General features: G+C 70.8%; 22 protein-coding genes and 1 pseudogene. 16 read left to right on the top strand and 7 right to left on the bottom strand.

Annotated features, from left to right (window positions below):
* Positions 1-189: 189 nt before the first annotated feature.
* On the top strand, positions 190-1059 hold the full coding sequence (locus ACFFJD_RS07900; protein ID WP_382362834.1) for an SDR family oxidoreductase: 870 nt from the start codon (positions 190-192) through the stop codon (positions 1057-1059).
* Here the strand turns inward: ACFFJD_RS07900 and ACFFJD_RS07895 are convergent.
* Positions 1044-1649 carry a TetR/AcrR family transcriptional regulator gene (locus tag ACFFJD_RS07895; RefSeq protein WP_382362832.1) on the bottom strand — a complete coding sequence of 202 codons (606 nt, stop codon included), beginning with the start codon at positions 1647-1649 and terminating at the stop codon, positions 1044-1046. The genes ACFFJD_RS07900 and ACFFJD_RS07895 overlap by 16 nt on opposite strands.
* A 90-nt stretch (positions 1650-1739) precedes the next feature.
* On the opposite strand from ACFFJD_RS07895, the gene ACFFJD_RS07890 reads away from it, so the two are divergent.
* Genes ACFFJD_RS07890 through ACFFJD_RS07880 form a run of 3 tightly spaced genes read left to right on the top strand, consistent with a single transcriptional unit; the run spans position 1740 to position 4060 of the window.
* On the top strand, positions 1740-2666 hold the full coding sequence (locus tag ACFFJD_RS07890) for an oxygenase MpaB family protein (protein ID WP_382362830.1): 927 nt from the start codon (positions 1740-1742) through the stop codon (positions 2664-2666).
* Complete coding sequence (locus ACFFJD_RS07885; RefSeq protein WP_382362828.1) at positions 2663-3184, top strand: DUF4334 domain-containing protein; 522 nt, start codon at positions 2663-2665, stop codon at positions 3182-3184. Before ACFFJD_RS07890 ends, ACFFJD_RS07885 begins: the two co-directional genes overlap by 4 nt.
* A gap of 51 nt (positions 3185-3235) precedes the next feature.
* Positions 3236-4060: a sulfurtransferase gene (locus ACFFJD_RS07880; RefSeq protein ID WP_382362826.1), complete on the top strand. Its 825-nt coding sequence runs from the start codon at positions 3236-3238 to the stop codon at positions 4058-4060.
* 18 nt (positions 4061-4078) lie between these two features.
* On the opposite strand, the gene ACFFJD_RS07875 is transcribed toward ACFFJD_RS07880, so the two are convergent.
* Entirely contained in the window at positions 4079-4759 is a 681-nt protein-coding gene (locus ACFFJD_RS07875) for a TMEM175 family protein (RefSeq protein WP_382362824.1), read from the bottom strand.
* Positions 4760-4789: 30 nt separating this feature from the next.
* Positions 4790-5728: a TIGR03564 family F420-dependent LLM class oxidoreductase gene (locus tag ACFFJD_RS07870; RefSeq protein ID WP_382362822.1), complete on the bottom strand. Its 939-nt coding sequence runs from the start codon at positions 5726-5728 to the stop codon at positions 4790-4792.
* A 120-nt stretch (positions 5729-5848) separates the two neighbouring features.
* Here ACFFJD_RS07870 and ACFFJD_RS07865 point away from each other — a divergent pair, with 120 nt between their 5' ends.
* The 3 genes from ACFFJD_RS07865 to ACFFJD_RS07855 are packed head-to-tail and all read left to right on the top strand — an operon-like array spanning position 5849 to position 7913.
* Complete coding sequence (locus ACFFJD_RS07865; RefSeq protein WP_382362820.1) at positions 5849-7063, top strand: oxygenase MpaB family protein; 1215 nt, start codon at positions 5849-5851, stop codon at positions 7061-7063.
* Between the two features lie 55 nt (positions 7064-7118).
* A complete protein-coding gene (locus ACFFJD_RS07860; protein ID WP_382362818.1) occupies positions 7119-7541 on the top strand; it encodes a DUF6325 family protein in 423 nt (140 codons plus the stop codon).
* 39 nt (positions 7542-7580) lie between these two features.
* Positions 7581-7913 (top strand): SHOCT domain-containing protein, encoded by a 333-nt coding sequence (locus ACFFJD_RS07855; RefSeq protein WP_382362816.1) that lies wholly within the window; start codon positions 7581-7583, stop codon positions 7911-7913.
* A gap of 6 nt (positions 7914-7919) precedes the next feature.
* Here the strand turns inward: ACFFJD_RS07855 and ACFFJD_RS07850 are convergent, their stop codons facing one another.
* Both ACFFJD_RS07850 and ACFFJD_RS07845 read right to left on the bottom strand, forming a co-directional pair.
* Positions 7920-8582: an NAD(P)H-binding protein gene (locus ACFFJD_RS07850; protein ID WP_382362814.1), complete on the bottom strand. Its 663-nt coding sequence runs from the start codon at positions 8580-8582 to the stop codon at positions 7920-7922.
* Positions 8583-8641: 59 nt separating this feature from the next.
* Positions 8642-9961 carry an alpha/beta fold hydrolase gene (locus ACFFJD_RS07845; RefSeq protein WP_382362812.1) on the bottom strand — a complete coding sequence of 440 codons (1320 nt, stop codon included), beginning with the start codon at positions 9959-9961 and terminating at the stop codon, positions 8642-8644.
* A gap of 208 nt (positions 9962-10169) precedes the next feature.
* On the opposite strand from ACFFJD_RS07845, the gene ACFFJD_RS07840 reads away from it, so the two are divergent.
* Both ACFFJD_RS07840 and ACFFJD_RS07835 read left to right on the top strand, forming a co-directional pair.
* Entirely contained in the window at positions 10170-10802 is a 633-nt protein-coding gene (locus ACFFJD_RS07840) for a DUF305 domain-containing protein (protein WP_382362810.1), read from the top strand.
* Positions 10803-10818: 16 nt separating this feature from the next.
* Positions 10819-12870: pseudogene (locus tag ACFFJD_RS07835) on the top strand (heavy metal translocating P-type ATPase).
* Between the two features lie 30 nt (positions 12871-12900).
* Here ACFFJD_RS07835 and ACFFJD_RS07830 read toward each other — a convergent pair.
* Positions 12901-13278, bottom strand: a complete 378-nt coding sequence (locus tag ACFFJD_RS07830; protein WP_382362808.1) for a hypothetical protein — start codon at positions 13276-13278, stop codon at positions 12901-12903.
* Between the two features lie 110 nt (positions 13279-13388).
* Between ACFFJD_RS07830 and ACFFJD_RS07825 the strand changes: the two genes are divergently transcribed.
* From ACFFJD_RS07825 to ACFFJD_RS07795, 7 genes are all read left to right on the top strand, one after another.
* Positions 13389-13946: a TetR/AcrR family transcriptional regulator gene (locus ACFFJD_RS07825; protein WP_382362807.1), complete on the top strand. Its 558-nt coding sequence runs from the start codon at positions 13389-13391 to the stop codon at positions 13944-13946.
* 252 nt (positions 13947-14198) lie between these two features.
* Positions 14199-14297, top strand: a complete 99-nt coding sequence (locus ACFFJD_RS07820; protein WP_382362805.1) for a potassium-transporting ATPase subunit F — start codon at positions 14199-14201, stop codon at positions 14295-14297.
* Between the two features lies 1 nt (position 14298).
* Positions 14299-16107 carry a potassium-transporting ATPase subunit KdpA gene (gene kdpA, locus ACFFJD_RS07815; RefSeq protein WP_382362803.1) on the top strand — a complete coding sequence of 603 codons (1809 nt, stop codon included), beginning with the start codon at positions 14299-14301 and terminating at the stop codon, positions 16105-16107.
* The gene (kdpB, locus tag ACFFJD_RS07810) at positions 16104-18239 is read left to right on the top strand and encodes a potassium-transporting ATPase subunit KdpB (protein WP_382362801.1); all 2136 of its coding nucleotides are present in this window, start codon (positions 16104-16106) and stop codon (positions 18237-18239) included. The genes kdpA and kdpB overlap by 4 nt, the downstream gene beginning before the upstream one ends.
* Positions 18240-18243: 4 nt before the next feature.
* Entirely contained in the window at positions 18244-18870 is a 627-nt protein-coding gene (locus ACFFJD_RS07805; protein ID WP_382362799.1) for a potassium-transporting ATPase subunit C, read from the top strand.
* Between the two features lie 10 nt (positions 18871-18880).
* Positions 18881-21385, top strand: a complete 2505-nt coding sequence (locus ACFFJD_RS07800; protein ID WP_382362797.1) for a sensor histidine kinase — start codon at positions 18881-18883, stop codon at positions 21383-21385.
* The gene (locus ACFFJD_RS07795; protein ID WP_382362795.1) at positions 21382-22080 is read left to right on the top strand and encodes a response regulator; all 699 of its coding nucleotides are present in this window, start codon (positions 21382-21384) and stop codon (positions 22078-22080) included. Before ACFFJD_RS07800 ends, ACFFJD_RS07795 begins: the two co-directional genes overlap by 4 nt.
* A gap of 13 nt (positions 22081-22093) precedes the next feature.
* Here ACFFJD_RS07795 and ACFFJD_RS07790 read toward each other — a convergent pair whose 3' ends face one another.
* Positions 22094-22708, bottom strand: coding sequence for a CueP family metal-binding protein (locus tag ACFFJD_RS07790; protein WP_382362793.1), 615 nt, complete (start codon positions 22706-22708; stop codon positions 22094-22096).
* Positions 22709-22711: the final 3 nt, after the last annotated feature.

The following is a 22711-nucleotide window of genomic DNA, read 5'->3' as shown; positions in this document are numbered from 1 at the left end:
GCGGCCAGAGCGGGTCGCCCGGGTCGATGTCGTAGGTACAGAGCAACAAAGTCGGCAACAGCACTGCCAGCGAGTGCGCCGGGCGGTGGTCGCCTATGGTGCAGTATGCGTCAGTGCAGTTCAACGGCTAAAACTGACACCGAAATTCATCTGTTCGAGCAACGATAATTGCAGGAATCTGGAGACTTTATGGGCACCTATGTGGTAACTGGCTCGGCGTCGGGAATGGGCGCGCAGGCCGCCGAGCGTCTGCGTGCGGACGGGCACCGGGTGATCGGCGTGGACCGCGCGGATGCCGACGTGGTGGCGGATCTGTCGACGCCGGGCGGTCGGCAGCTGGCCGTCGACGAGGTGCTCGGGCAGTGCGACGGAGTGCTCGACGGGGCGGTGCTGGCCGCCGGTCTGGGTCCCAAGGCGGGGGCGGAACGGGCGATCGTCGAGGTGAACGTCCTCGGAGTGACCGAACTGCTGACCGGGCTGCGTCCGGCACTGGCCGCCGCGGACAAGGCGAAGGTGGTGGTGTTTGGCTCCAACTCGACCACGTCGACGCCGCTGGTGCCGCGCCGTGCGGTGCGACTGCTGCTGCGCGGGGACACCGAGGCGGCGGCACGGGTGATCTCCCGCCGGGGTCCGCTGTCCGCGCCGGTGGCCTATGCCTCGTCGAAGCTGGCCGTGAGCTACTGGTGCCGCCGGGCCGCGGTCTCGGCGGACTGGGCCGGTGCGGGCATTCGGATGAACATTCTGGCGCCCGGTCCGGTGCTGACGCCGTTGCTGCTGGGTCAGCTCAAGAGTGGGACCGGTAAGCAGGTGCGGTCGTTCCCGGTGCCGGCCCGCGAATACGGCACGCCCGAGCAGATAGCCGAGTGGGTTTCGGTGATGCTCTCACCGGCCGCCGACTTCATGGTGGGCGCGGTGATCACCGTCGACGGCGGCACCGAGGCGCTGCTGCGGCCGCGGGACTGGCCCGCGCGGCTGCCGCTGCCCGAACTCCCGCGGATGCTGTGGTTGATGGCCAAGGCGCCCAGTCGCGGGCAGGTGGCCGACTACTCCGACGTCTGAGCGGTGGCCGCGGGCGTGGACGCGGCCAGGGCCCGCTGGATGTGGGGGTCGGTCATCAGCAGGTGACGCATGCTCCACTCGAGTTCGGCGAGGTCGGTGCCGGCGCCCTCGTGGCCGATCAGCAGCAACATGGCCGTGTGGGCCAGTCGCTCGGCGTGCTCGGCGGGCACGCCGAGCTCGCGCGTGTAGCGGGCGACGGCCTCGCGTCGGACCGTGTCGACCGCGCTGAGGGCGGCGTGCACGTCGTCGTCGTTCGCGGCCCACACCCGCAGCGCCGCCTCGGGGCGGTGGGGCAGACCGAGCGCCACCGCGATGAGCGATTCGACGCGGTCGTGCGGGGACGGCTGGACGTCGAGCCAGGCCACCAGACGGTCGGTGGCCTCGCTGCGCCAGTGCGCGATGAGCGCGGTTTCGAAGGCCTTCCAATTGCGGAACGAGTGGTAGAAGGCGCCGGTGGTGAGGCCGGTCTCGGCGCAGACCGCGGCCTGCTTGAAGCCGCGGTAACCGTCGCGGCCGAGCACCGTCATGCCCGCCGCCAAGAAGCGGTCGCGCAGGGGTGAAGTCTCCTCGACTGCCTGATCACGGCTCATGTTCGCCAATTCTGCCACGTCCGGCGCCGAAGTCTTGCCGCCGAGCATAAGTTGACTTATGCTGAGGCGAAGCAACGAAAGGGCAACGCCATGCTTCGCTGGGATCGCAACCGCGGACTCGATCCGCGCACCGACTACGAGCAGATCTATCGCAATCTCTCGCAGTACGACTTCCCGTGGGACTTCAACCAGTCGCTGAGTTTCGCTCTCTTCCGCACCTACGCGGTGCCGAGCATCGGGCGGCTGCTGTTCGAGAGCCGCGGATTCGAGGACACGCAGAAGCGGTACGACGACACGGCGCTGCTACTGGAGCGGCCCTTGGTGGAGGGTTTCGACTCGGCGGACGGCAAGGCCGCGATGCGGCGGATCAACCAGATGCACCGCGCCTACGACATCTCCAACGACGACATGCTCTACGTGCTGGCGACCTTCGTGGTGGTGCCCAAGCGGTGGATCGACGACTACGGCTGGCGCAAGATGACCTACGACGAAGTGACCGCGACGGTGCACTACTACCGCAAGCTCGGGCGGCACATGAACATCAAGGACATGCCGGAGACCTACGAGGAATTCGCCGACCTGATGGACGCCTACGAGGCCGAGCACTTCGCGTACGACGAGGGCGGCCGGCACGTGGCCGACCTGACCCTGGAACTGCTGACGACCTTCTACCCCAAGCCGGCCCGCCCGGCCGTGCAGCTGTTCTCGCGGGCGCTCATGGACGAGCCGTTGCTGACGGCCTTCGATTACCAGCGGCCATCGGCCCTGGTGCGGCGCCTCTCGTTGGGCGCCATGGCGGCTCGTGCCGCGTTCCTTCGGCTGATGCCGCCGCGCCTGCGCGCCAAGGACTTCGAGTCGAGCAGCCGGATGAAGACCTACCGTGCCGGAGAGATCGAGACCGAGCGGCTCGGCACCTTTCCGGGCGGCTGCCCGGTGCCGCACACCGCGGTAGCGGGGGCTTCGTCGGCAGACGGCGCCGTGGAGGCGTCGACGAGCGCGGCGACGGTGACGTCATGACCGATTCGGCGACCCTGCGGGCCGGGGTGGACGTGGCCGCCGCCGAGGAACTGTTCGACGCGCTGCCGCCGGTGGCCGTCGCGGAGATCCTGGGCACCTGGCGCGGCAGCGAAGTGCCCACCGGACATCCGATGGACGGACTGCTCGACGTCTCGGGCTGGTACGGCAAGCGGTTCGACTCCGCGGACGAGGTGCACCCGCTGCTGTTCGGTGCACCCGGATCGCTGTACCCGGTGAATCCGAAGCTGCTGCCGCTGGGGCTGCTCAACCGGTACGGGGACCGGATGCCCGAGTACCTGCCGCCGGGCGGCCGAGGGGCCTTCCGGCTGCTGCGCACCCGCAAGCACCGGGCCCGCCTGCGGGAGGTCTCCTACCGGGGCAGTGTCAGCGCGGCGATGGTCTACGACGACCTGCCGATCATCGACCACTTCCGGCTCCTGCGGCCGGACACCCTGCTCGGCGCCATGGACACGCGCAACTCTCCGCACCCGTACTTCTTCCTCCTCGAGCGCGCCTGATCCGGTCCGGCTCGTAGGGTGGGGAGAGTTTTCGGCGAGGAGAGGGCTGCGATGTCGGACGTGTTGATCGGTGTGGAGGAACTGGCCGAGGCCATGCTGGGCGATCGGCCGCCGGTGGTGCTCGACGTCCGCTGGCAGCTCGGCGCCGACGACGGGTTCGCGCGCTACAAACAGGGCCACCTGCCCGGCGCGGTGTACGTGGATCTGAACGCCGAGCTGGCGGCGCCGCCGAGCCCCGAGTGCGGTCGCCACCCCCTGCCCGACGTCGACGCGCTGCAAGCCGCGGCCCGTCGGTGGGGCATCGACGACGGCGTGCCCGTGGTGGTCTACGACGACGCGGGCAACACCGTGGCCGCGCGTGCCTGGTGGCTGTTGCGGTGGGCCGGGATCGCCCAGGTGCAGATGCTCGACGGGGCGCTGGGCGCCTGGCGGGACGCCGGGATGCGGTTGTCGTCCGGTGACGCGGTGCCACGAGTGGGCAACGTGGTGCTCACCGGTGGGCACCTGCCGACCGCAGACATCGATCGCGTCGCCGGGACCGCGGGGCTGCTGCTGGATGCCCGGGCGGCCGAACGCTATCGCGGCGAGGTGGAGCCGGTGGACCCGCGGCCCGGGCACATTCCCGGTGCGGTCAGCGCCCCGACCGTCGACAACCTCACCGCGACCGGAACCTTCCGCGCGCCCGAGGAACTCCGCGCGCGCTTCGCCGCGCTCGGCGCCGACGCCGGTCCGGTGACCGTCTACTGCGGTTCCGGGGTCAACGCGGCCCATCAGATCGCCGCGCTGGAGATCGCCGGATTCGACGGTGCGGCGCTGTACCCGGGGTCGTACTCGCAGTGGTCGTCGGACCCGGGGCGGCCGGTCGTCGTCGATTGACCGACGCGCGAGCGGCATTCAGGTCGACGCGACCGCGGCGGGGTGTCGTCGGTGGTACCGGGCGAGGGGAAGCTGCGCGACGGCGACGGTGAGCCACGTCCATTGTCCGGCGGCGGGGCCGAAGGCGAGTGTCACCGGGATCGAGACGGCGAAGACGGTCGGCGTGAGCCAGGCGTTGACGAGCGCCGCGGTGCGCTCGCGGCCGATCGGCGTGACGCGGTTGAGGCCGCGGTGCTGCCCCACCCAGCCGAGCGCGATCTGCGCGAGGGCCGCCAGCATGATGTTCAGCGCGTACAGGGCGGTCGGCAGGGCGTAGTCCTGCGTGGCCGGATCGCTGATGCCCTGGGTGGTGAACGGGATCAGGATCACCAGGCCGGCGGCCAGCAGGTTGATCGCCGTGGTGGGCCGGTCCAGGCCGGTGAGGTTGCGCATCATTCGGACGTTGGTGCGCCAGAACACCGCGATCACCACGAAGCTGAGTGCGAATCCGAACAGCTGGGTACCGATACCGGCCTCGGACAGGCCCTGGAGGCTGCGCCACGCCGCGGGCTCCGGCGCGTCCAGATTGGTGATCAGCAGCGTCGCGGAGAACGCATAGATCGCATCGAAGAAGGTGACGCCCCGACCGAACTCGTGACTGTCGTAGGCGTAGACCGACGCGGGATCGGGGTGCGACGGCCGGTCACTTGGCGCGTTCATAGCCCGGAATCTACGCCGCCGAGCGGGTCGTCAGGGGGTCGTTGGCGCCAGATCGTCGAGGCGGCGCAGCAGTGCGCGGGTGCGGGCCCGGGCCTCGGCATCGCGGTCGAATGCGATGGCCACGAACTCGTCGACGCCGGCATCGGCGATCTGCTGGATGCGTGCGGTCACGGTGGCCTCGTCGCCGATGATCGCGGCGTCGGTGGCGGCCTCGTAGCCTTCCCGATCGAGCATGGCCCGGTACGACGGCAGGGTGTTGTAGATCGCGAACTGCTCGGCCGCGGCCGCGCGTGCGCCCGCCGTATCGTCGGTGACGCTCAGCGGCAGCATGGCGACGGTGCGCACGTCGCCGTCGGCCCGACCAGCCTTCTTCGCGGCGGCGTGCAGCGTGGGCACGATGTGGTCGCGCAGAGTGTTCGGCCCGGTCATCCAGGTGACCGTGCCTGCCGTGCGGCTGCCGGCGACGCCGAGCATCTTGGGGCCGAGTGCGGCCAGGTAGACCGGCGGCGCGGGGGCGTCCACGAAGCTCAGCGAGCCGCGGGTGGTGACGAAATCGCCGGGCGCATTGGCCTTCTCGCCGGCCAGCAGGGGCAGCAGGCCGTCGAGCACCTCGTTGGTGCGACGCACCGGCTGCGAATACGGGATCCCCCACATGCCTTCGGTGACCACCTGGTGGCTCAGGCCGATGCCCAGGTTCAGGCGGCCGCCGATGATGGTGTTGGTGGTCAGGGCGCGTTGGGCCAGCGACATCGGGTGCTGGTTCTGCATCGGCAGCACGCTGGTGCCGAACTCGATGCCGGGCACCTCGCGACCGGCCACGGCGATCGCCGTCAGAAGGTCCGGTTCGTACGGCATCTGAGTGGACCAGACCCGCCGGAAGCCCTCGTTGTGCAGCGCGCTCAGATTCTCGATGGCACGGTCGATCGCGACCGACTTGGCGTTGATCGTCCAGACGACGCTGAGCTGCATGACTTCCTCCAGGTAAGGCGGCCTACACTTCGGCCCCGACCCTAACCGATAGCTGACGCCGACGCAGATTTGAGACATAATCAAGATTCTGTTTCTAGTCGGTGGATCGAGAGGGAAGCCATGGACCTGGTGGTCAATACCGCGCACCAGCGGGTGCGAGATCGGGTGCGGCGCTTCACCGGCGTGGATCTGCTGCCGCGCCCCGAGGTGGCCGCGCAGTTCCTCTCCGGGCACACCGCCGGTGATCCGGTGGCCGAACGCTTCGTGGCCGAGACCTACCACGGCGAGATGGGCGCCGAACGGGCGCGCGACCTGCTTGACCAGGCGCTGGCGGCGGGAATCGAGGCGATCGACGACGCCCCCGCATCGATGCGGGCGCTGTTCGCCGAGTTCGAGACGGTCCCGGACTGGGTGGATCCGGACCTGATCGAGCAGGGGGCGGCGGTCTGGCGGCGCTGGGGCTACAGCCTCGGGGCGGTGGGCAATGCCGGCACCATGGACACCTACACCGAGGGCTCCCTGGCGATCCCGCTGTCGCTGTCCGGCGGTTATGCCGGGGCCAGCGCCCTGCACCGGTACCTGGAAACCAGTCGCTGGTGGCTGGAGGTGTGTCGTCCCGGTGCGGTGCTGACGCCCGGATCGCGGGCCCGCGAGGTCTCGCTCAAGGTGCGCGTGATGCACGTGTCGGTGCGAGCGCGCGTGGCGCAACACCCCGAGTGGGACAGCGCGGCGCACGGCCTGCCGATCAGTCAGAGCGAGATGATGCTGACCCTGCTGGGCGGCAGCGTGGGCCCGGCGCTGGGGCTGTACGCCCTCGGTTTCCTCACCTCGCCGGCCGAGATGCGCGCGGTGCTGCACTTCAACCGCTACCTGGGGCACCTCGTCGGCTGCCGCGTGGACGAGATGTATCCGGAGACGGTGCTCGACGGCGTCCGGCTGCTCTACTACTTCGACGCCACCCGCAAGCACGACTCCGGGCTGCTCGGGCCGGAACTGGTGGAGGGTTTCGTGCCGTCGTTCGAGCCGGGGCCCGACGTGCGGGGGCTGGCCCGACTCCGGGCGAAGTACCACCTGCACCTGCAGGCCGGCTACACCCGGCTGTTCATGCTGCCGTGGAACCGGCGACGCTATCGGCTGCCGAGCGGGCTGCCGGGCCTGGCGATCCTGCTGCTGCGGGCGCCGCTGATCGCCGCGACCGAGTTGGCGCGGCGGGTGTCGCCGGGTGTCGACCGCCGGGTGCAGACCTCGTCGATGAAGCGGTGGCGGCGGTGGCACGCGTGGCATCTGGGGCAACGGGAGGAACGGTTCGACGCCGGGCGGCGGTTGCGTCGCTGATCGCCTCTCCGCGGCCTACGCTGAAGGGAGTCGCCCGAATGATCTGAGGAGAGTCATGACCGAAGCCGCACCCCTGCTCGGCCCCGTCGAACTGATGATGGTCTCGCTGCCCGAGACAGGTTTGTCGCCGCGCGTGCTGGAGGCGCTCGCCGCACAGACCCGGGCGGGCACCGTGCGCGTCCTCGATCTCGTCGTGGTCTCCCGGGTGGGGGAGGACGAGGTGCAGGTGTCCGAGGTGGCGGCCGACGAGGTCGGCATCGAGGTCTTCGACCTGGCGGTGCCGGGTCTGACCGGGGACGAGGACATCGCCCTGCTGGCCGAGTCGCTCGAGGTGGGGGAGACCGCGGCCGTGGTCGCCCTCGAACTGGTGTGGGCGCGCGACCTCGGGGCGGCGTTGGCCGCCGAGGGCAGCGAAGTGATCGCCGCCGAACGGATTCCCTCCGCCGTGGTCAACGAGATCGCCGCCTACGACCACTGAACCACCCGTTCACCCATTCAACTTTCACAGGAGATCGACATGCTTCGAAACGGACGTCCGGGACTCATCGGCCTCGCGGCGCGCACCGCCGTGGTGACCGGAACCGCCAATGCGATGGGCAATCGCGCGGCGAACCGGCGCGCACAGCAGGCGCAAGAGCAGCAACAGCAGCAGTACCTGCAGCAGCAGGCCTGGCAGGCCGAGCAAGCCCAGCAGGCGCAGCAGATGCAGCAGGCTGCGCCCGCTCCCGCCGCCGCGCCGACGGGCGGGGTGGATCTGACCGCCGAGCTGATGAAGCTCGCGGACCTGCGTACCCAGGGCCTGCTGACCGACGACGAGTTCGCCGCGGCCAAGGCCAAGCTGCTGAGCTGACCCGCGTCAGCCGTCGGCGGCGGCCAGCGCCTGGTCGATCGGGACGTCGCCGTCGGTGAAGGGCAGGTCCTTGCCGATGGTACTGGGATCGGCGAGTACCGCGGCGGCCACCGCGGCGACGTTCGCGCGCGAGGTGCGGGGATCGTCGGCGGCGCCGGCCTCCGTGGGATCGATCATCCCGGTCGGTGCGTCCAGCGTGAGACGACCGGGCATGAGGATGGTCCAGTCGAGGTCGGTGGCGCGCAACGCGGTGTCGGCGGCCGCCTTGGCCTCCGCGTACGCGAAGAACGAATTGTCTTGCGGCACACCGTGATCGGGGCCCGATCCGAGGTACGACACCATCACGTAGCGGCGGACGCCTGCCTCCCGGGCGGCCTGCATGGAGCGGATGGCCGCATCCCGGTCGATGGCGTAGGTGCGCGTCGGATCGCCGCCGCCGGCGCCGGCGCTGAAGACCACGGCGTCCGCGCCGCGCAGTACCGCGGCCAACTCGGGTGCCGTGGCGGTCTCGATGTCCAGCAGCAGCGGGCTCGCGCCCGCCGCGGCCACGTCGACGGCCTGGTCCGCGTTGCGGATGATGGCGGTGACCGAGTCGCCGCGGTCGGTGAGAAGGGGTGCCAGGAGGAGAGCTACTTTGCCGTGCCCGCCGATGATCACGATTTTCGCCATGCCCTCGACCGTACCGATACCGCTGCGCGGGTGCCTGCGGGGTCGCCGCGCGGGGGGGGTTACAGGTGGTGGCGGTCGAGGAAGTCGACGATCGCGGCGGCGAAGACCTGGTTGTCGTCGCCGGCGACCATGTGTCCGGCGTCGGTCACGTCGGCGACCTCGGCGTGCGGGATCAGCTCGAGCATCGAGTCGATGCCCTCCTGTGAGACCACGTCGGATTGGCCACCGCGCACCAGCAGGGTGGGAACGGTGACCGCCCGGGCCGCGGCGCTCAGCACGTCGACGTCGGTGATGCGGGATTCGTCGCCGCCCTGCAGGAAACGCGGATCCCAGTGCCAGTACCAGCGGCCATCGGCACGCTGGCGCACGTTCTTGGTGAGACCGCCGAGGTTGCGCGTGCGCTTGCGGCTGGGGTTGTAGGCGGCGATGGCGTCGGCGACGTCGTCGAGGTTGTCGAAGCCGTCGATGTGGGCGCCCATGAACTCCTTGATCCGGTCGATTCCGGCCGGTTCCACGTCCACCACGATGTCGACCAGGACCAACGCTGCGGCGAGGTCGGGGTATCGGCCGACGGTGTTGAGGCCGGTGACGCCGCCGAGGGAGGCCCCGACGATCACCGGCTTGAGGTCCAGCGTCGACAGGGTGCCGACGAGGTCGGTGGTGAAGGCGCCGACGGCGTAGTCGGCGTCCTCGGGCCAGCCGCTGTCGCCGTGGCCGCGCAGATCCATGGTGACCACCTCGTGGCCGAGGGCGGCGAGTCCGGCGGCCGCACGATTCCACGAGTGCCGGGTCTGGCCGCCGCCGTGCAGCATCAGGATGGGGGCGCGCGGCTCGTCGGACTGCCCGGCCGCGCGCCAGCGGTCACCGGTGAGGGTGAGGCCGTCGACCTCGATGTGGAAGGTCTCGGCCGCCGGCGAGCGCGTCCCGGTCTGTGCCGATCCCGCTTCGTCGAGCCCCTCCTCGTCGGGCGACTGCGTGTCGAGCAAGTCGGCGATCTCGGCGGTGAACGCGGCGATCGCCGACTGGTCGGCGCTCGGGAAGCGGTCGGCCAACTGCTCCTGGAATTCGGTCGAGTACGGGTCGGACACCAGGTCGCTCAGGTAGTGCCGCCTGATCACCAGGGCCTGGTAGGTCTGTTCCAGATAGTCCTCGAGCCAGGCCGTGAGCGCGGCGTACGCCGCCGCGTCGGATGCCCAGGCCGCGGGCAGGTCGTCGGGCAGCGGGCCGGCGGCGGGCAGATGCAGATAGGTGTCGCCGTCGTCGAGGGTCAGACCGGTCTCGTTGAGCGTCACGGTGGAGTGTTCCCCGGTCATGCGGTGGAGGGCGCCGAAGGCGGTGAGACGCCGTGCGACGGCGCGGAACTCTGTGGAGTCGCTCATGTCACCGAGGCTAGCCCGGTCGGCGAGACCGCCCGGCGCAGGGTGGTGCGACGTTCCCGGTCGGTCCGGCGGCGGTGGCGGGCGGGCTCGATCTTGAGGGAATCCATAACGAGTGCACGGGCAATGCGGTGACCGCAGCGGGCAGGGTGGAGGAGTACGCGGACATCGAGCCGCCCAGTCGTTGCCAGAGAGTTGAGGACCTGAACCCATGAACATTCGCCGCTTTTCCGTCGCCGCCGCCTCCACCGCGGGGGTGGCCGCGGTCCTGCTGCTGACGGGCTGCTCGTCGGAGGACTCGACCGCGGGCGGTCAGCACCACGACGGCGCGGCGGCGTCGAACAGCGCCGGCGCGACGCAGACCGCCGACGTGAACGACGCCGACAAGATGTTCGCGCAGATGATGATCCCGCACCACAAGCAGGCCGTCGAGATGTCCGACCTGATGCTGGCCAAGGAGGGTATCGATCCGCGGGTGACCGAACTGGCCCGCCAGATCAAGGCCGCGCAGGGACCGGAGATCGCGACCATGCAGGGCTGGCTCGCGCAGGGGGGCGTGTCCGACGATTCCTCCGGCCACGACATGGGCACGCACGACATGTCCGAGATGGAGGGGATGCTGACCGACGCCCAGATGAACGCGCTGCGGGAGGCGACCGGGGTTGAGGCGTCGCGGCTGTTCCTCGATGGGATGATCGAGCACCACGAGGGCGCCGTGGACATGGCCGAGGCGGAGCTCAAGGACGGGGCGAATCCCGAGGCGAAGGCCCTCGCGCAGCAGGTGATCACCACCCAGAACGCGGAGATTCAGACCATGCGGGAGCTTCTGAGCTCACTCAAGTAGGTCCGAAGGAGGAGCGATGACCGGGCACGACGGCCACCAGCACACCGGCAACGATCAGCACGGCGGCCCCGGCGAGCACGGTGGCCACGACGGCCATGCCGAGCGGTTCCGACGACTGTTCTGGGTCGACCTCGTCGTGGGGATCCCCGTGGTCGCCCTCTCACCGATGTTCGGCTCGCTCGTCGGGTACTCGCCGCCCGGTTGGGCGATATGGGTGGCCGCCGCGCTCGGCACCGTCATGTACTTCTGGGGCGGCGCACCGTTCCTGACCGGTGCGGTCGACGAGATCCGGCGGCGTCGACCCGGAATGATGCTGCTGGTCGCGCTGGCCATCACGGTGGCGTTCGCCGCCTCCTGGGCCGCGACCGTCGGCGTGGTGCCGCACCACCTCGAGTTCTGGTGGGAACTGGCGCTGCTCATCGTGATCATGCTGCTGGGGCACTGGCTGGAGATGCGCTCGCTCGCGCAGACCTCGTCGGCGCTGGACACGCTGGCGCAGCTGCTGCCCGACGAGGCCGAGCGAGTCGAGGGCGAGCGCGTGGTGACGGTCCGCCCCGGAGAGCTGCGGGTCGGCGACCTCATCGTGGTGCGCCCGGGCGGCAGCGTACCCGCCGACGGGACGGTGACCGACGGTCGCGCCGACATGGACGAATCCATGATCACCGGCGAATCCCGGACGGTGGCGCGCGGACCGGGCGACCGTGTCATCGCCGGCACCGTCGCCACCGACTCGGGGCTGCGGCTGCAGGTCACCGCGACCGGTGACGACACGGCGCTGGCCGGGATCAACCGACTCGTCGCCGACGCGCAGTCCTCCACCTCGCGGGCCCAGCTCATCGCCGATCGGGCCGCCGGCCTGCTGTTCTGGTTCGCGCTGGCAGCTGCCGTGGTCACCGCGGTGGTCTGGTCGGCCGCCGGGGACGTCGACTCGGCCATTGTCTTCGCCATCACGGTGCTGGTGATCGCGTGCCCGCACGCCCTCGGCTTGGCGATCCCGCTCGTCGTGTCGATCGCCACCGAGCGAGCGGCCCGCGGCGGGGTGCTGATCAAGGATCGGCTGGCACTGGAGGAGATGCGCCACGTCGACGTGATCCTGTTCGACAAGACCGGCACGCTCACCCGGGGCGAACCGGTGGTCACCGGCGTGGAGCCGGTCGGCGGGCTCGGCGCCGACGAGGTCTTGGCGCTGGCCGCGGCCGCCGAAAGCGACAGCGAGCACCCGCTGGCCAAGGCGATCGTCGGGGCCGCCGAGCGGCGCGGCCTGACCCTGCCCGCGGCCGCGGACTTCCGTTCCTCGCCCGCGGTCGGCGTCGCCGCGACCGTCGACGGCCGACGGATTCGGGTGGGCGGGCCGAAGCTGCTCGACGAGGTGGGCCAGCCGGAGCTGCCCGTGGTGCCGGAGTGGAGCAGCGAGGGGGCGATCGTCTTGCACGCGGTGCGCGACGGCGTCGTCATCGGCGGTCTGAAGCTCGCCGATGAGGTCCGTCCGGAGTCCCACGACGCCGTCGAGGCGTTGCATGCGCTCGGAATCGAGGTCGGCATGATCACCGGCGACGCCGTCGCCGTCGCCGAGACGGTGGGCGGGGAGCTGGGGATCGATCGGGTGCTCGCCGGGGTCCGGCCGGAAGACAAGGCGGCCAAGGTGGTGGAGCTGCAGAACGAGGGCCAGAAGGTCGCGATGGTGGGGGACGGCGTGAACGATGCGCCGGCCCTGGCGTAGGCGGACGTCGGTATCGCGATCGGTGCGGGCACCGACGTGGCGATCGCTTCGGCCGGGGTGATTCTCGCGAGCTCCGACCCGAGATCGGTGGTGTCGGTGATCGATCTGTCGCGGGCCACGTACCGCAAGATGACGCAGAACCTGTGGTGGGCGGCGGGCTACAACCTGGTCGCGGTGCCGCTGGCGGCCGGAGTGTTGGCGCCGATCGGCTTCGTGTTGCCGATGGCCGTCGGGGCGATCCTGATGTCGCTCTCGACGATCGTCGTCGCGCTCAATGCGCAACTGCTGCGGCGACTGGATCTGTCGCCGGAGGCCACCACCGGCGCGGCGCTCGAACGCGTGCGGTGAGCTGCCGGCCGGTGGGGCGTGGCGTATGTGTCAGGCGGCGACGCGCTCGAGGTCGCCGACCTCGGTGGCGGGGGCAGCGGCCTCACGCGTCTGGTAGTTGCGCTTGTAGGCGTCGACGCGTGCCTGGGTCTCGGTGGGCACCAGCAGGTGCGGGCTCGGGTGCGATCCCTGTGCCTCGTTGTAGCGGTTGACCGTCACCTGGTGGGCCATCGCCCACAGTGACAGGACGAGCAGGACCGCCCAGCCGATCCACACGCCGACGAGTGCGCCCGTGCTGAACCACTCGAATGCCACGCCCATGATCCCGATGGCCATCAGGACGAACTGGCCCAGCATCAACACGTAGCCGACGAACAGCGGCATGACCTTGTCGGCGCGCTGACGGGTGATCGGCTGATCCGAACTCATTGAGAAAACCTCCACAAAGAATGAAACGCTACATGTAGCGTATCGCTACACGCGGTATAGCGTCGAATCGGCGCGTTTCATTCCGCACGGTCGCGCCGGCAGGAGAGTCCATGGCACAGATTCGACCCAGCAGCGCCGCGAAGATCACCGACGCCGCACGGGAGCTCCTGCGTACCAAGGGGCCGTCCGCCGTCACCGTCGAGCGGGTCGCGGCCGAGGCCGGGGTGGCCCGCACCACCATTTACCGTCGCTTCGCCGACCGGCACGCGCTGCTGACCGACGCGCTGGCCGAGCTGGCCGATCCGCCCGGGCCCGACGAGCACGACATCTCCGGCGAGGGGCGACTCCGGTGGGTGATCGAGCACGCGGCGGCGATGGTGCTCGACGGCGTCGGTTTCGGCGGCGCCGGTGCCGTGCTCGACAACGTCGATCCGGCGTTCACCACGACGCTTCGCTCCGTGCTGCAGGTGCATTGGCATGCGATGGCCGAGGAGTTGGAGGCGGGCGTGGCCGACGGGTCGCTGCGCCTGAACGGCGACGCCGGGACGATGGTCGACTCGATCATCGGGGCGCTGCTGGCCGAGTACGGGCGAACCGGTGCGCTCGCGGACGGGTGGGCCGAGCGGCTGGTGGCGCTGCACCGGGGCATCGTCGTCGACGGGCGGTGACGCCGCCGCGCGTCGACCGATCGGCGGGCGACAGGACGGCGTCAAAAGCCGGGCCGTCGCCGTATGGATTGCGTTAAGGACTCTGGCGCGACTGGATCGACCGGACGAGCGTGGATTCCGCGGACGCACGGTGCGGCCGCTACCCACGTGGAGGTGTGCCGGCATGGCGGACTCGGTGATGCTCGCGATCGTGGCGGCCGCGACAGGATTGTGCCTGCTCGCGGTGCGCGGTCTCGATGAATGGTCGCGGCGATGACGTCGGCGGGCACGGTGACCGTGCTGCTCCTGGTGGTCGCGGCGGTCACCGCCGGGTACCTGTTGGTCGCGCTCATCGCACCGGATCGGTTCTGACATGTCCGACACCACTGCCGGTCTTGTTCAGGTGGGCGTGCTGCTCGCGGTGCTCGCCGTCGTCTATGTGCCCTTCGGCGACTACCTCGCCGCGGTCTATCGGTCCCGCCGTCACCTGTGGGCCGAACGCGGCCTGTACCGCCTCGCGCGGATCGACCCCGACGCCGGGCAGACCTGGCGCGCCTATGCGGTCAGCGTCCTCGGCTTCTCCTTCGGCGCGATCGTGCTGCTGTACGCGCTGCAACGACTGCAGGGCGTGCTGCCGTGGAACGACGGGCGGCCGGGTGTGCCGCCGACGATGGCGTTCAACACGGCGATCTCGTTCGTCACCAACACCAACTGGCAGTCGTTCTCGCCGGAGACCACGGTCAGCGACCTCACCCAGATGTTGGGCTTCGCGGTGCAGAACTTCCTGTCCGCGGCGGTCGGCCTGGCGGTGGCGATCGCGCTGGTCCGCGGGCTGATCGCCCGCACGGGCGACGGGCTCCTGGGCAATTTCTGGGTGGATCTGGTGCGCGGCACGGTGCGCATCCTGCTGCCGGTGGCCTTCGTTGTTGCGGTGATCCTCGTGCTGGCCGGTGCGGTGCAGTCGTGGCATTCGGGTGTCGGGTACACGCTGCTCGACGGCCGCGCGCAGGTGAGTCCGGTGGGCCCGTTCGCCAGCCAGGAGGCCATCAAGGTGCTCGGCACCAATGGCGGCGGCACCTTCGGCGCGAACTCGGCGCACCCGTTCTCCAACCCGACGCCGCTGACCAACCTGGTGCAGGTGTTCGCGATCCTGCTGATCCCGGTCTGCCTCACCCGCACCTACGGCACGCTCGTCGGCGATCGGCGGCAGGGCCTGACCCTGCTGGCCGTGATGGGGACCCTGTGGGCCGGCCTGCTCGCGCTGGTCTGGTTCTTGCAGTCGAGGCCGAGCGGTATCGCCGCGGTGGCGGCCGGGGCGAACCTGGAAGGCACCGAACTGCGTTTCGGGGTGCCGGGGACCGCACTGTTCGCGGTCAGCACCACCGGGACCTCCACCGGTGCGGTCAACGCCGCGCACGACAGCCTGGCACCGGGCGCCGGCGGAGCCGTGCTGTGGAACATGCTGCTCGGTGAGGTGGCGCCCGGCGGGGTCGGTTCGGGCCTGTACGGAATGCTGATCCTGGCCACGATCACCGTCTTCCTCGGCGGCCTCCTGGTGGGTCGGAGCCCGGAGTTCTTCGGCAAGAAGGTGGGCCGACGGGAGATCACGGTGGCGGTCCTGTCCGTCCTCGTGATGCCGGCACTGGTGCTGTCCGGGGCCGCGGTGGCACTGGCGAGCCGTGCCGGTGACGGGCAGCTGATCGAGCCGGGACCCGCGGGGAGTCCGACCGCGGTGCACGGCTTCACCGAGGTGCTCTACGCGTACGCCTCGGCCGCCAACAACAACGGCAGCGCGTTCGGCGGACTGACGGTGACCAGCGACTGGTTCCAGCTGTCCCTCGGCCTGGCCATGTTCTTCGGCCGCTTCCTGCCGATCGTGCTGGTGCTCGCCCTGGCCGGCATGTTCGCGCGGCAACGCCCCCGCGCCGACGAGCCGTCGGCCGTCGAGCAGCCCGCCGCCCTCGCGGCGGCCGACGCCGACGCTGCCGACACCGACGCAGCCGGGCCGACACATGCGGCGAGCCCGACGGCGACTCTGGTGCGCGCGCCCGCGGACGCCGGCGTTCTCCCCACTTCCGGTCCGCTGTTCGCCGCGCTGCTCTTCGGCACGACGCTGCTGATCGCCGGACTCACCTTCCTCCCGGCGCTCGCGCTGGGACCCATCGCGGAGGCACTGCTATGACCACGTCCCCCTCGAGAACCTCCCCGGAGGCGCTCGCCGAGGCGCACCCCGCGAGCGGCCTCGAGGCGGCCCCGCGCGGAGCATTCGATCCGTCGATGCTGGTGGCGGCCCTGCCGCAGGCGGCCCGCAAACTCACGCCGCGCGCGCAGGCCCGTAACCCGGTGATGCTGGTGGTCTACCTCGGTGCGATCGCGTCCACGCTCCTGGCGATCTGGCGGCCCTCGGTCTTCGCGTGGCTGACCGTGGCCTGGCTCTGGTTCACGGTGCTCTTCGCCGGGCTGGCCGAGGCGGTCGCGGAGGGCCGCGGCCGCGCGCAGGCCGACAGCCTGCGCAAGGTCAAGCGCGACACCGTCGCCCGACGACTGTCCGACGACGGCACGCTCGAGGAGATCAGTGGCGCGCAGTTGGCGGTGGGCGACCGCATCGTCGTGGTCGCCGGGGAGGTGATCGCCGGCGACGGCGACGTGATCGAAGGCATCGCGACCGTCGACGAGAGCGCCATCACCGGCGAGTCCGCCCCCGTCGTCCGCGAATCGGGCGGCGACCGGTCCGCGGTGACCGGCGGCACCATGGTCCTCTCGGACCGGATCGTCGTGCAGATCACCACCGCGTCCGGACAGACGTTCGTGGACCGGATGATCGCGCTGGTGGAGGGCTCGGAACGGAAGAAGACGCCGAACGAGGTGGCCCTGCAGATCCTGCTCACGGCCCTGACACTGATGTTTCTGCTCGCGGTGGTCGCCACCGGAGCGATGCTCAGCGCCTCCGGAGCGGCGGCCGATCCGCTCAAGCTGATCGCGCTGCTGGTGTGTCTGATTCCCACCACCATCGGCGCGCTGCTCTCGGCCATCGGGATCGCAGGCATGGACCGGCTGGTGCAACGCAACGTGCTCGCCATGAGCGGGCGCGCGGTGGAGGCCGCCGGCGACATCGACACCTTGCTGATGGACAAGACCGGGACCATCACGTTCGGCAACCGCCAGGCCACCGACCTGCATCCCGCGCCGCAGGTGGGCGTCGCCGAACTCGCCGACATCGCCTACCGGTGCAGCCTCGCCGACGACACCCCGGAGGGTCGCAGCATCCTGGCCCTGTGCGTCGAGCGTTTCGAGGTGGTTCCGCTCCCGGACCTCGAGATCGCCGCGGCCCGGTCGGGGGCCGACGCCCGGTATTCGATCGTGCCGTTCACCGCGACCACCCGCATGAGCGGCATGGACCTGACCGGCGACGATCCGCGGCAGCTGCGCAAGGGCGCGGCCGACGCGGTGGAGCAGTGGGTCGTCGGTCTCGGCGGCCGGATGGATCCGGCGGTGACCGAGGCGGTCACCGCGATCGCCGACGCCGGCGGCACCCCGCTGGTGGTCGGCATGGCGCGCGACGGTCAGCCGCCGCGGGTGCTCGGGGTGATCGAACTGTCCGACGTGGTCAAACCCGGAATGCGGGAACGGTTCGCGCAGCTGCGCGCCATGGGGATTCGCACGGTGATGATCACCGGCGACAATCCGCGGACCGCGCGGTCGATCGCGGCCACCGCCGGCGTCGACGACTTCGTCGCGCAGGCGACCCCCGAAGACAAGCTGGCCCTGATCCGGGACGAGCAGGCGCGGGGACGGCTGGTGGCCATGACCGGGGACGGCACCAATGACGCCCCGGCCTTGGCGCAGGCCGACGTCGGCGTCGCCATGAACACCGGGACCTCGGCGGCCAAGGAAGCCGGGAACATGGTGGACCTCGACTCCGACCCCACCAAGTTGATCGAGGTGGTGGCGATCGGCAAGCAGTTGCTGATCACGCGCGGCGCGCTGACGACGTTCTCGCTGGCCAACGACGTCGCCAAGTACTTCGCGATCCTGCCCGCCCTGTTCGCGGCCGGCTATCCGCAACTGGACGTCCTCAACGTGATGCGGCTGCACTCGGCGCAGTCGGCCATCGTCTCGGCCGTCATCTTCAACGCGCTGATCATCGTCGCGCTGATCCCGCTGTCGTTGCGCGGGGTCAAGTACCGCGCCGGTTCGGCGTCCCGGCTGTTGGGGCGCAACCTCCTGATCTTCGGCATCGGCGGGGTGATCGCCCCGTTCGTCGGGATCGCGCTCATCGACCTGGTCGTTCGTCTTCTACCCGGAATGGGGTGAGTCCGTGAAAACTCTGCTGCGCGACTTCGGTCGCCACGCGATGGTCGGACTGGTGGTGCTGCTCGCGTTCACCGCGGTGCTCGGCGTCGGCTATCCGGTCCTGGTCTGGGGCTTCTCCCGGACCGTGGCCACTTCTGCCGACGGCTCCCTGGTGCGCGACGACGCGGGCTGCCCGGCCGGTTCGGGCTTGATCGGGACGGACCTGCAGGTGCCCGCCGGGCAGCCCGACCCCTACCTGCACGGGCGGGTCTCCGGTGATCCCGCGGTGTCGGGGCCCTCGAATCTGGGGCCGAACAGTCCCCGATTGCGGGACTTGGTCGAGGAGCGCCGCGCGGTGATCGCCGCGCGCGAAGGCGTCGACCCGGCGCGGGTCCCGGCCGATGCGGTGACCGGTTCCGGCTCCGGACTGGACCCGCACATCTCGCCGGAGTACGCGGCCCTGCAGATTCCGCGGCTGGCCCGCGTCAACGACCGGACCCCGGAACAGGTGCGCGCCGTGGTCCGACGCCACACCGAGGGCAGGCAGTTCGGCTTCCTCGGCAGCTCCCGGGTCAACGTGCTGGCGGTGAACTCCGATCTCGGGCACCGGGTCCCCGATTGCCTCGCTCGGTCGGTGCCGGGCGGCCGATAGGATCGCTGAGATGGAGGCGCAGGCGCCGGTACGCGGTCAGTTCGAGGTCTTCCTCGGCTGCGCGCCCGGGGTGGGCAAGACCTTCGACATGCTCGATCGTGCGCAGAACCTGCGGGCCGACGGCGTCGACGTGGTGATCGGCATCGTCGAATCGCACGGGCGCTCGGCCACCGCGGCCCTGACCGAGGGGCTGGAGACCATCCCGCGGCGCGCCGTCGCTCACCGGGGCGTGGTGCTGGAGGAACTGGATCTCGACGCCGTGCTGGCCCGTCGACCACAGGTGGTGCTCGTCGACGAGCTGGCGCACACCAACGCCCCCGGACTGCGTCACGCCAAACGCTGGCAGGACATCGAGCAACTGTGCGCGGCGGGCATCGACGTGCTGTCGACGGTGAACATCCAGCACCTGGAGTCGCTGAACGACGTGGTCGCGCACATCACCGGGGTGCCGCAGCACGAGACCGTGCCCGACGAGGTGGTGCGCCGGGCCGACCAGATCGAACTGGTCGACATCGAGCCGAGCGCGCTGCGCCGCCGCCTGGCGCAGGGGCGCGTGTACGGCACCGACCGCGCCGCGGGCGCCCTGGCCAACTTCTTCCGGCAGGGCAACCTGACGGCGCTGCGCGAGTTGGCGCTGCTGTGGCTGGCCGACCGCGTCGACGAGAAGCTCGCCGACTACCGCGCGGCCAATGCGATCACCGACACCTGGGAGGCGCGCGAACGCGTCGTGGTGGCGGTGACCGGCGGCCCGGAGTCGGGGGCGCTGATCCGGCGGGCGCGGCGCATCGCCTCGCGGTCGAGCGCGGAACTGCTGGTGGTGCGGGTGGCGCGGGGCGACGGGCTCGCCGACAGCTCCGCGGATCCGGCGGGGCTGCGGCAGTTGGCCGCCGACTGCGGCGCCACCCTGAGCACGGTGGTCGGCGACGACGTGCCGGCCACGCTCCTGGATTACGCGCGGGCGGTGAACGCGACGCAGCTGGTGCTCGGCACGTCGCGTCGTCCCCGGTGGCGGCGGGTGCTCGACGAGGGCGTCGGTGCCGCCGTGATCGGCGACAGCGGCCGCATCGACGTGCACATGGTGAACCATCCCGAGGCGTCCGTGCGCAGACCGCTCGACATCCGGTCCACGCGGCTGCACCGGCCGCTGACCTGGCTGTTCGCCCTCATCATCCCGGCGCTCGTCACCGCGGTGATCGCGCCGGTGGACCGCTTCCTCACGGTGGCCGGCGAGTCGTCGATGTTCCTGATCGGCATTCTGGCGGTCGCGCTGCTCGGCGGCATCGGACCGGCGGCGCTGTCGGCGGTGGCGTCCGGAATGCTGCTGAACTTCTTCTACACCCATCCGCGCTACACGCTGGCGGTCACCGATCTGGACGCCGTGGTCACCATCGTCGGCATGGTGGTGGTGGCCATCGCGGTGGCGGCGCTGGTCGATTCGGCGGCGGTGCGTCGGCGGGAGGCGCGGTTGGCCGGACGGGACGCGGAACTGCTGTCGCTGTTCTCCAGCGCGGTGCTCGACGGTGCGGGCGCGCCCGACCTGTTGGCGCGGGTCCGCGAGACCTACCAGCAGGACGCGGTCTCGGTGGTGCGGCTGGGTGCGGCCGTGCCGGAGCTGCGGGCGGCGGTGGGCGACGACCCGCCCGACTCGTCGTCGTCGGCGACGACGGTGTGCGAGTCGTCCGGTGGAGGTTATGCGCTGCTGCTGCGCGGACCCGAGGTGGCGGTGACCGATCGTCGGGTGCTGTCGGCGGTGGCCAGTCAGGTGGCGGCGGCGTTGGAACGCGACCGGCTGGCCGCCGAGGCCGCCGAGGCCGATGAACTGGCGCGCACCGACGAGCTGCGGCGGGCGCTGCTGGCCGCGGTCAGTCACGACCTCCGGACGCCGTTGGCGTCGGCCAAGGCCGCGGTGAGCAGCCTGCGCAGTCCCGATCTGACCTTCGACGCCGCCGACACCGAGGAACTGCTGGCCACCACCGAAGAGTCGGTGGACCAGCTCACCGCGCTGGTCGGCAACCTGCTCGACTCGTCGCGGCTGGCGGCCGGGGTGGTGCGGCCGATCCTGCGGCGCACGTATCTCCCGGAGGTGGTGCACCGGGTACTGGCCACCGCCGGACGGCCCGAACGGGTGGGCACCGTGGAGTTCACGTCGTCGTGGGCCTGCACCGACGCGGGTCTGCTGGAGCGGGCCCTGGCCAATCTGGTCGACAACGCTTACCGGCACGGCACCGGCCCGGTGGACGTGGTGACGATGCCGGCGGTCCGCGCCGATGGCGACGCGCGCTGCCTGCTGCAGGTGATCGACCGCGGGCCCGGAATCCCGGCCGAGGAACGCGAGCGGGTATTCGCGCCGTTCCACCAGTACGGCGATCAACGCGGCAGCGCCTCCGGCGTCGGTCTCGGGCTGGCGGTGGCCAGCGGTTTCGTGTCCGCGCTCGGCGGCACCCTCAAGGTGCGGCAGACGCCGGGCGGCGGTACCACCATGGTCGTGGATCTGCCGGCGGAGGAGGACCGATGACCGAAACGCACATGGATCGGGGCCGGGTGCTGGTGGTCGACGACGAGCCGCAACTGCTGCGCGCGCTGCGCATCAATCTGCGGGCCCGGGGTTTCGACGTGGTGACCGCCGACACCGGTGCCGGCGCGCTCACCCAGGTGGCGCGAGTGATGCCCGACGTGGTGGTGCTGGACCTGGGGCTTCCGGACATCGACGGGTTCGAGGTGTTGGCGGGGCTGCGGGGCTGGACGGAGGTGCCGGTGATCGTGCTGTCGGCCCGCACCGACTCGTCGGACAAGGTGCAGGCCCTCGACGCCGGCGCCGACGACTACGTGACCAAACCGTTCGGGATGGAGGAGTTCGTGGCCCGACTGCGCGCCGCGATCCGTCGGGGCACCACCGTCGCCGCGGCCACCCCGGTGGTCGAGGCCGGAGCGGTCACCATCGACCTGGCGGGCAAACAGGTTCGGCGCGACGGCGCACCGGTCCGGCTGACCCCCACCGAGTGGGGAATCCTCGAGCTGCTGGTCCGCAACGAGGGGAGGCTGGTGGGGCAGCGGGAGATCCTCGCCGCCGTGTGGGGCCCCAGCTACGTGCAGCAGACCAACTACCTCCGCGTCTACCTGGCGAGCCTGCGCCGCAAACTCGAGGTGGATCCGGCCGCGCCCGCCCACCTGATCACCGAGCCGGGCATGGGCTACCGCTTCCAGCACTGAGCGGCGGGCGCGCTCATGCCGACACCAGATGCAGGGTGGTCAGGCAGGTCGCGTCGTCGGTGCCGCGGGTGCTGATCGCTTGGCTCGCGGTGCGACCCTCGCCGGAGACGGTGAGGGTGGCGTCGATCTCGCGCGGCAGCCACAGCCCGGCGAAGCCGTTGTCGAAGGTCCGTTGGGTGCGGTCGATGAGCACCTGCCCGGTGGCATCGTCGACCACCCGCACCGTGATCGGGGTGTCGCGCAGCTCTCCGAGGCAGGTGGTGAGGTTGTGGAAATGGCATTCGTGCGTCTGCGTCACGTACGGGGCGAAGGACACGTAGAAGGCGTCGCTGGGCAGGGGCAACGTCACTTCCCCACCCGCCGCCGACAGCACCAGTTCGGTGGGGCGGACGGACGCCATGAGGTCGGTGGGGCGTTCGGCCACCGGCAGCGCGTCGAGCGTGTCGATGATCTGGCGCGCATCCAGACCGGCCAGACCGTGACCGGCCAGGAAGGTCTCGGTGCTGCCCGGGGTGGTCGACGACAGCGGCGTGTAGGAGCTGCCGCAGCCGACCAGCGCCGCGGTCACCACGGCGACGGCGACGAGGGTCGCCAGCAGGTGCAGCGACCGGCGCGGGGTGGGGGACATGTC

The sequence above is a fragment of the Gordonia phosphorivorans genome, assembly GCF_042432625.1.
Classification (GTDB): domain Bacteria; phylum Actinomycetota; class Actinomycetes; order Mycobacteriales; family Mycobacteriaceae; genus Gordonia; species Gordonia phosphorivorans.
Note: the sequence above shows the minus strand (reverse complement) of the source record. Positions and strands in the feature narration are given on the sequence as shown.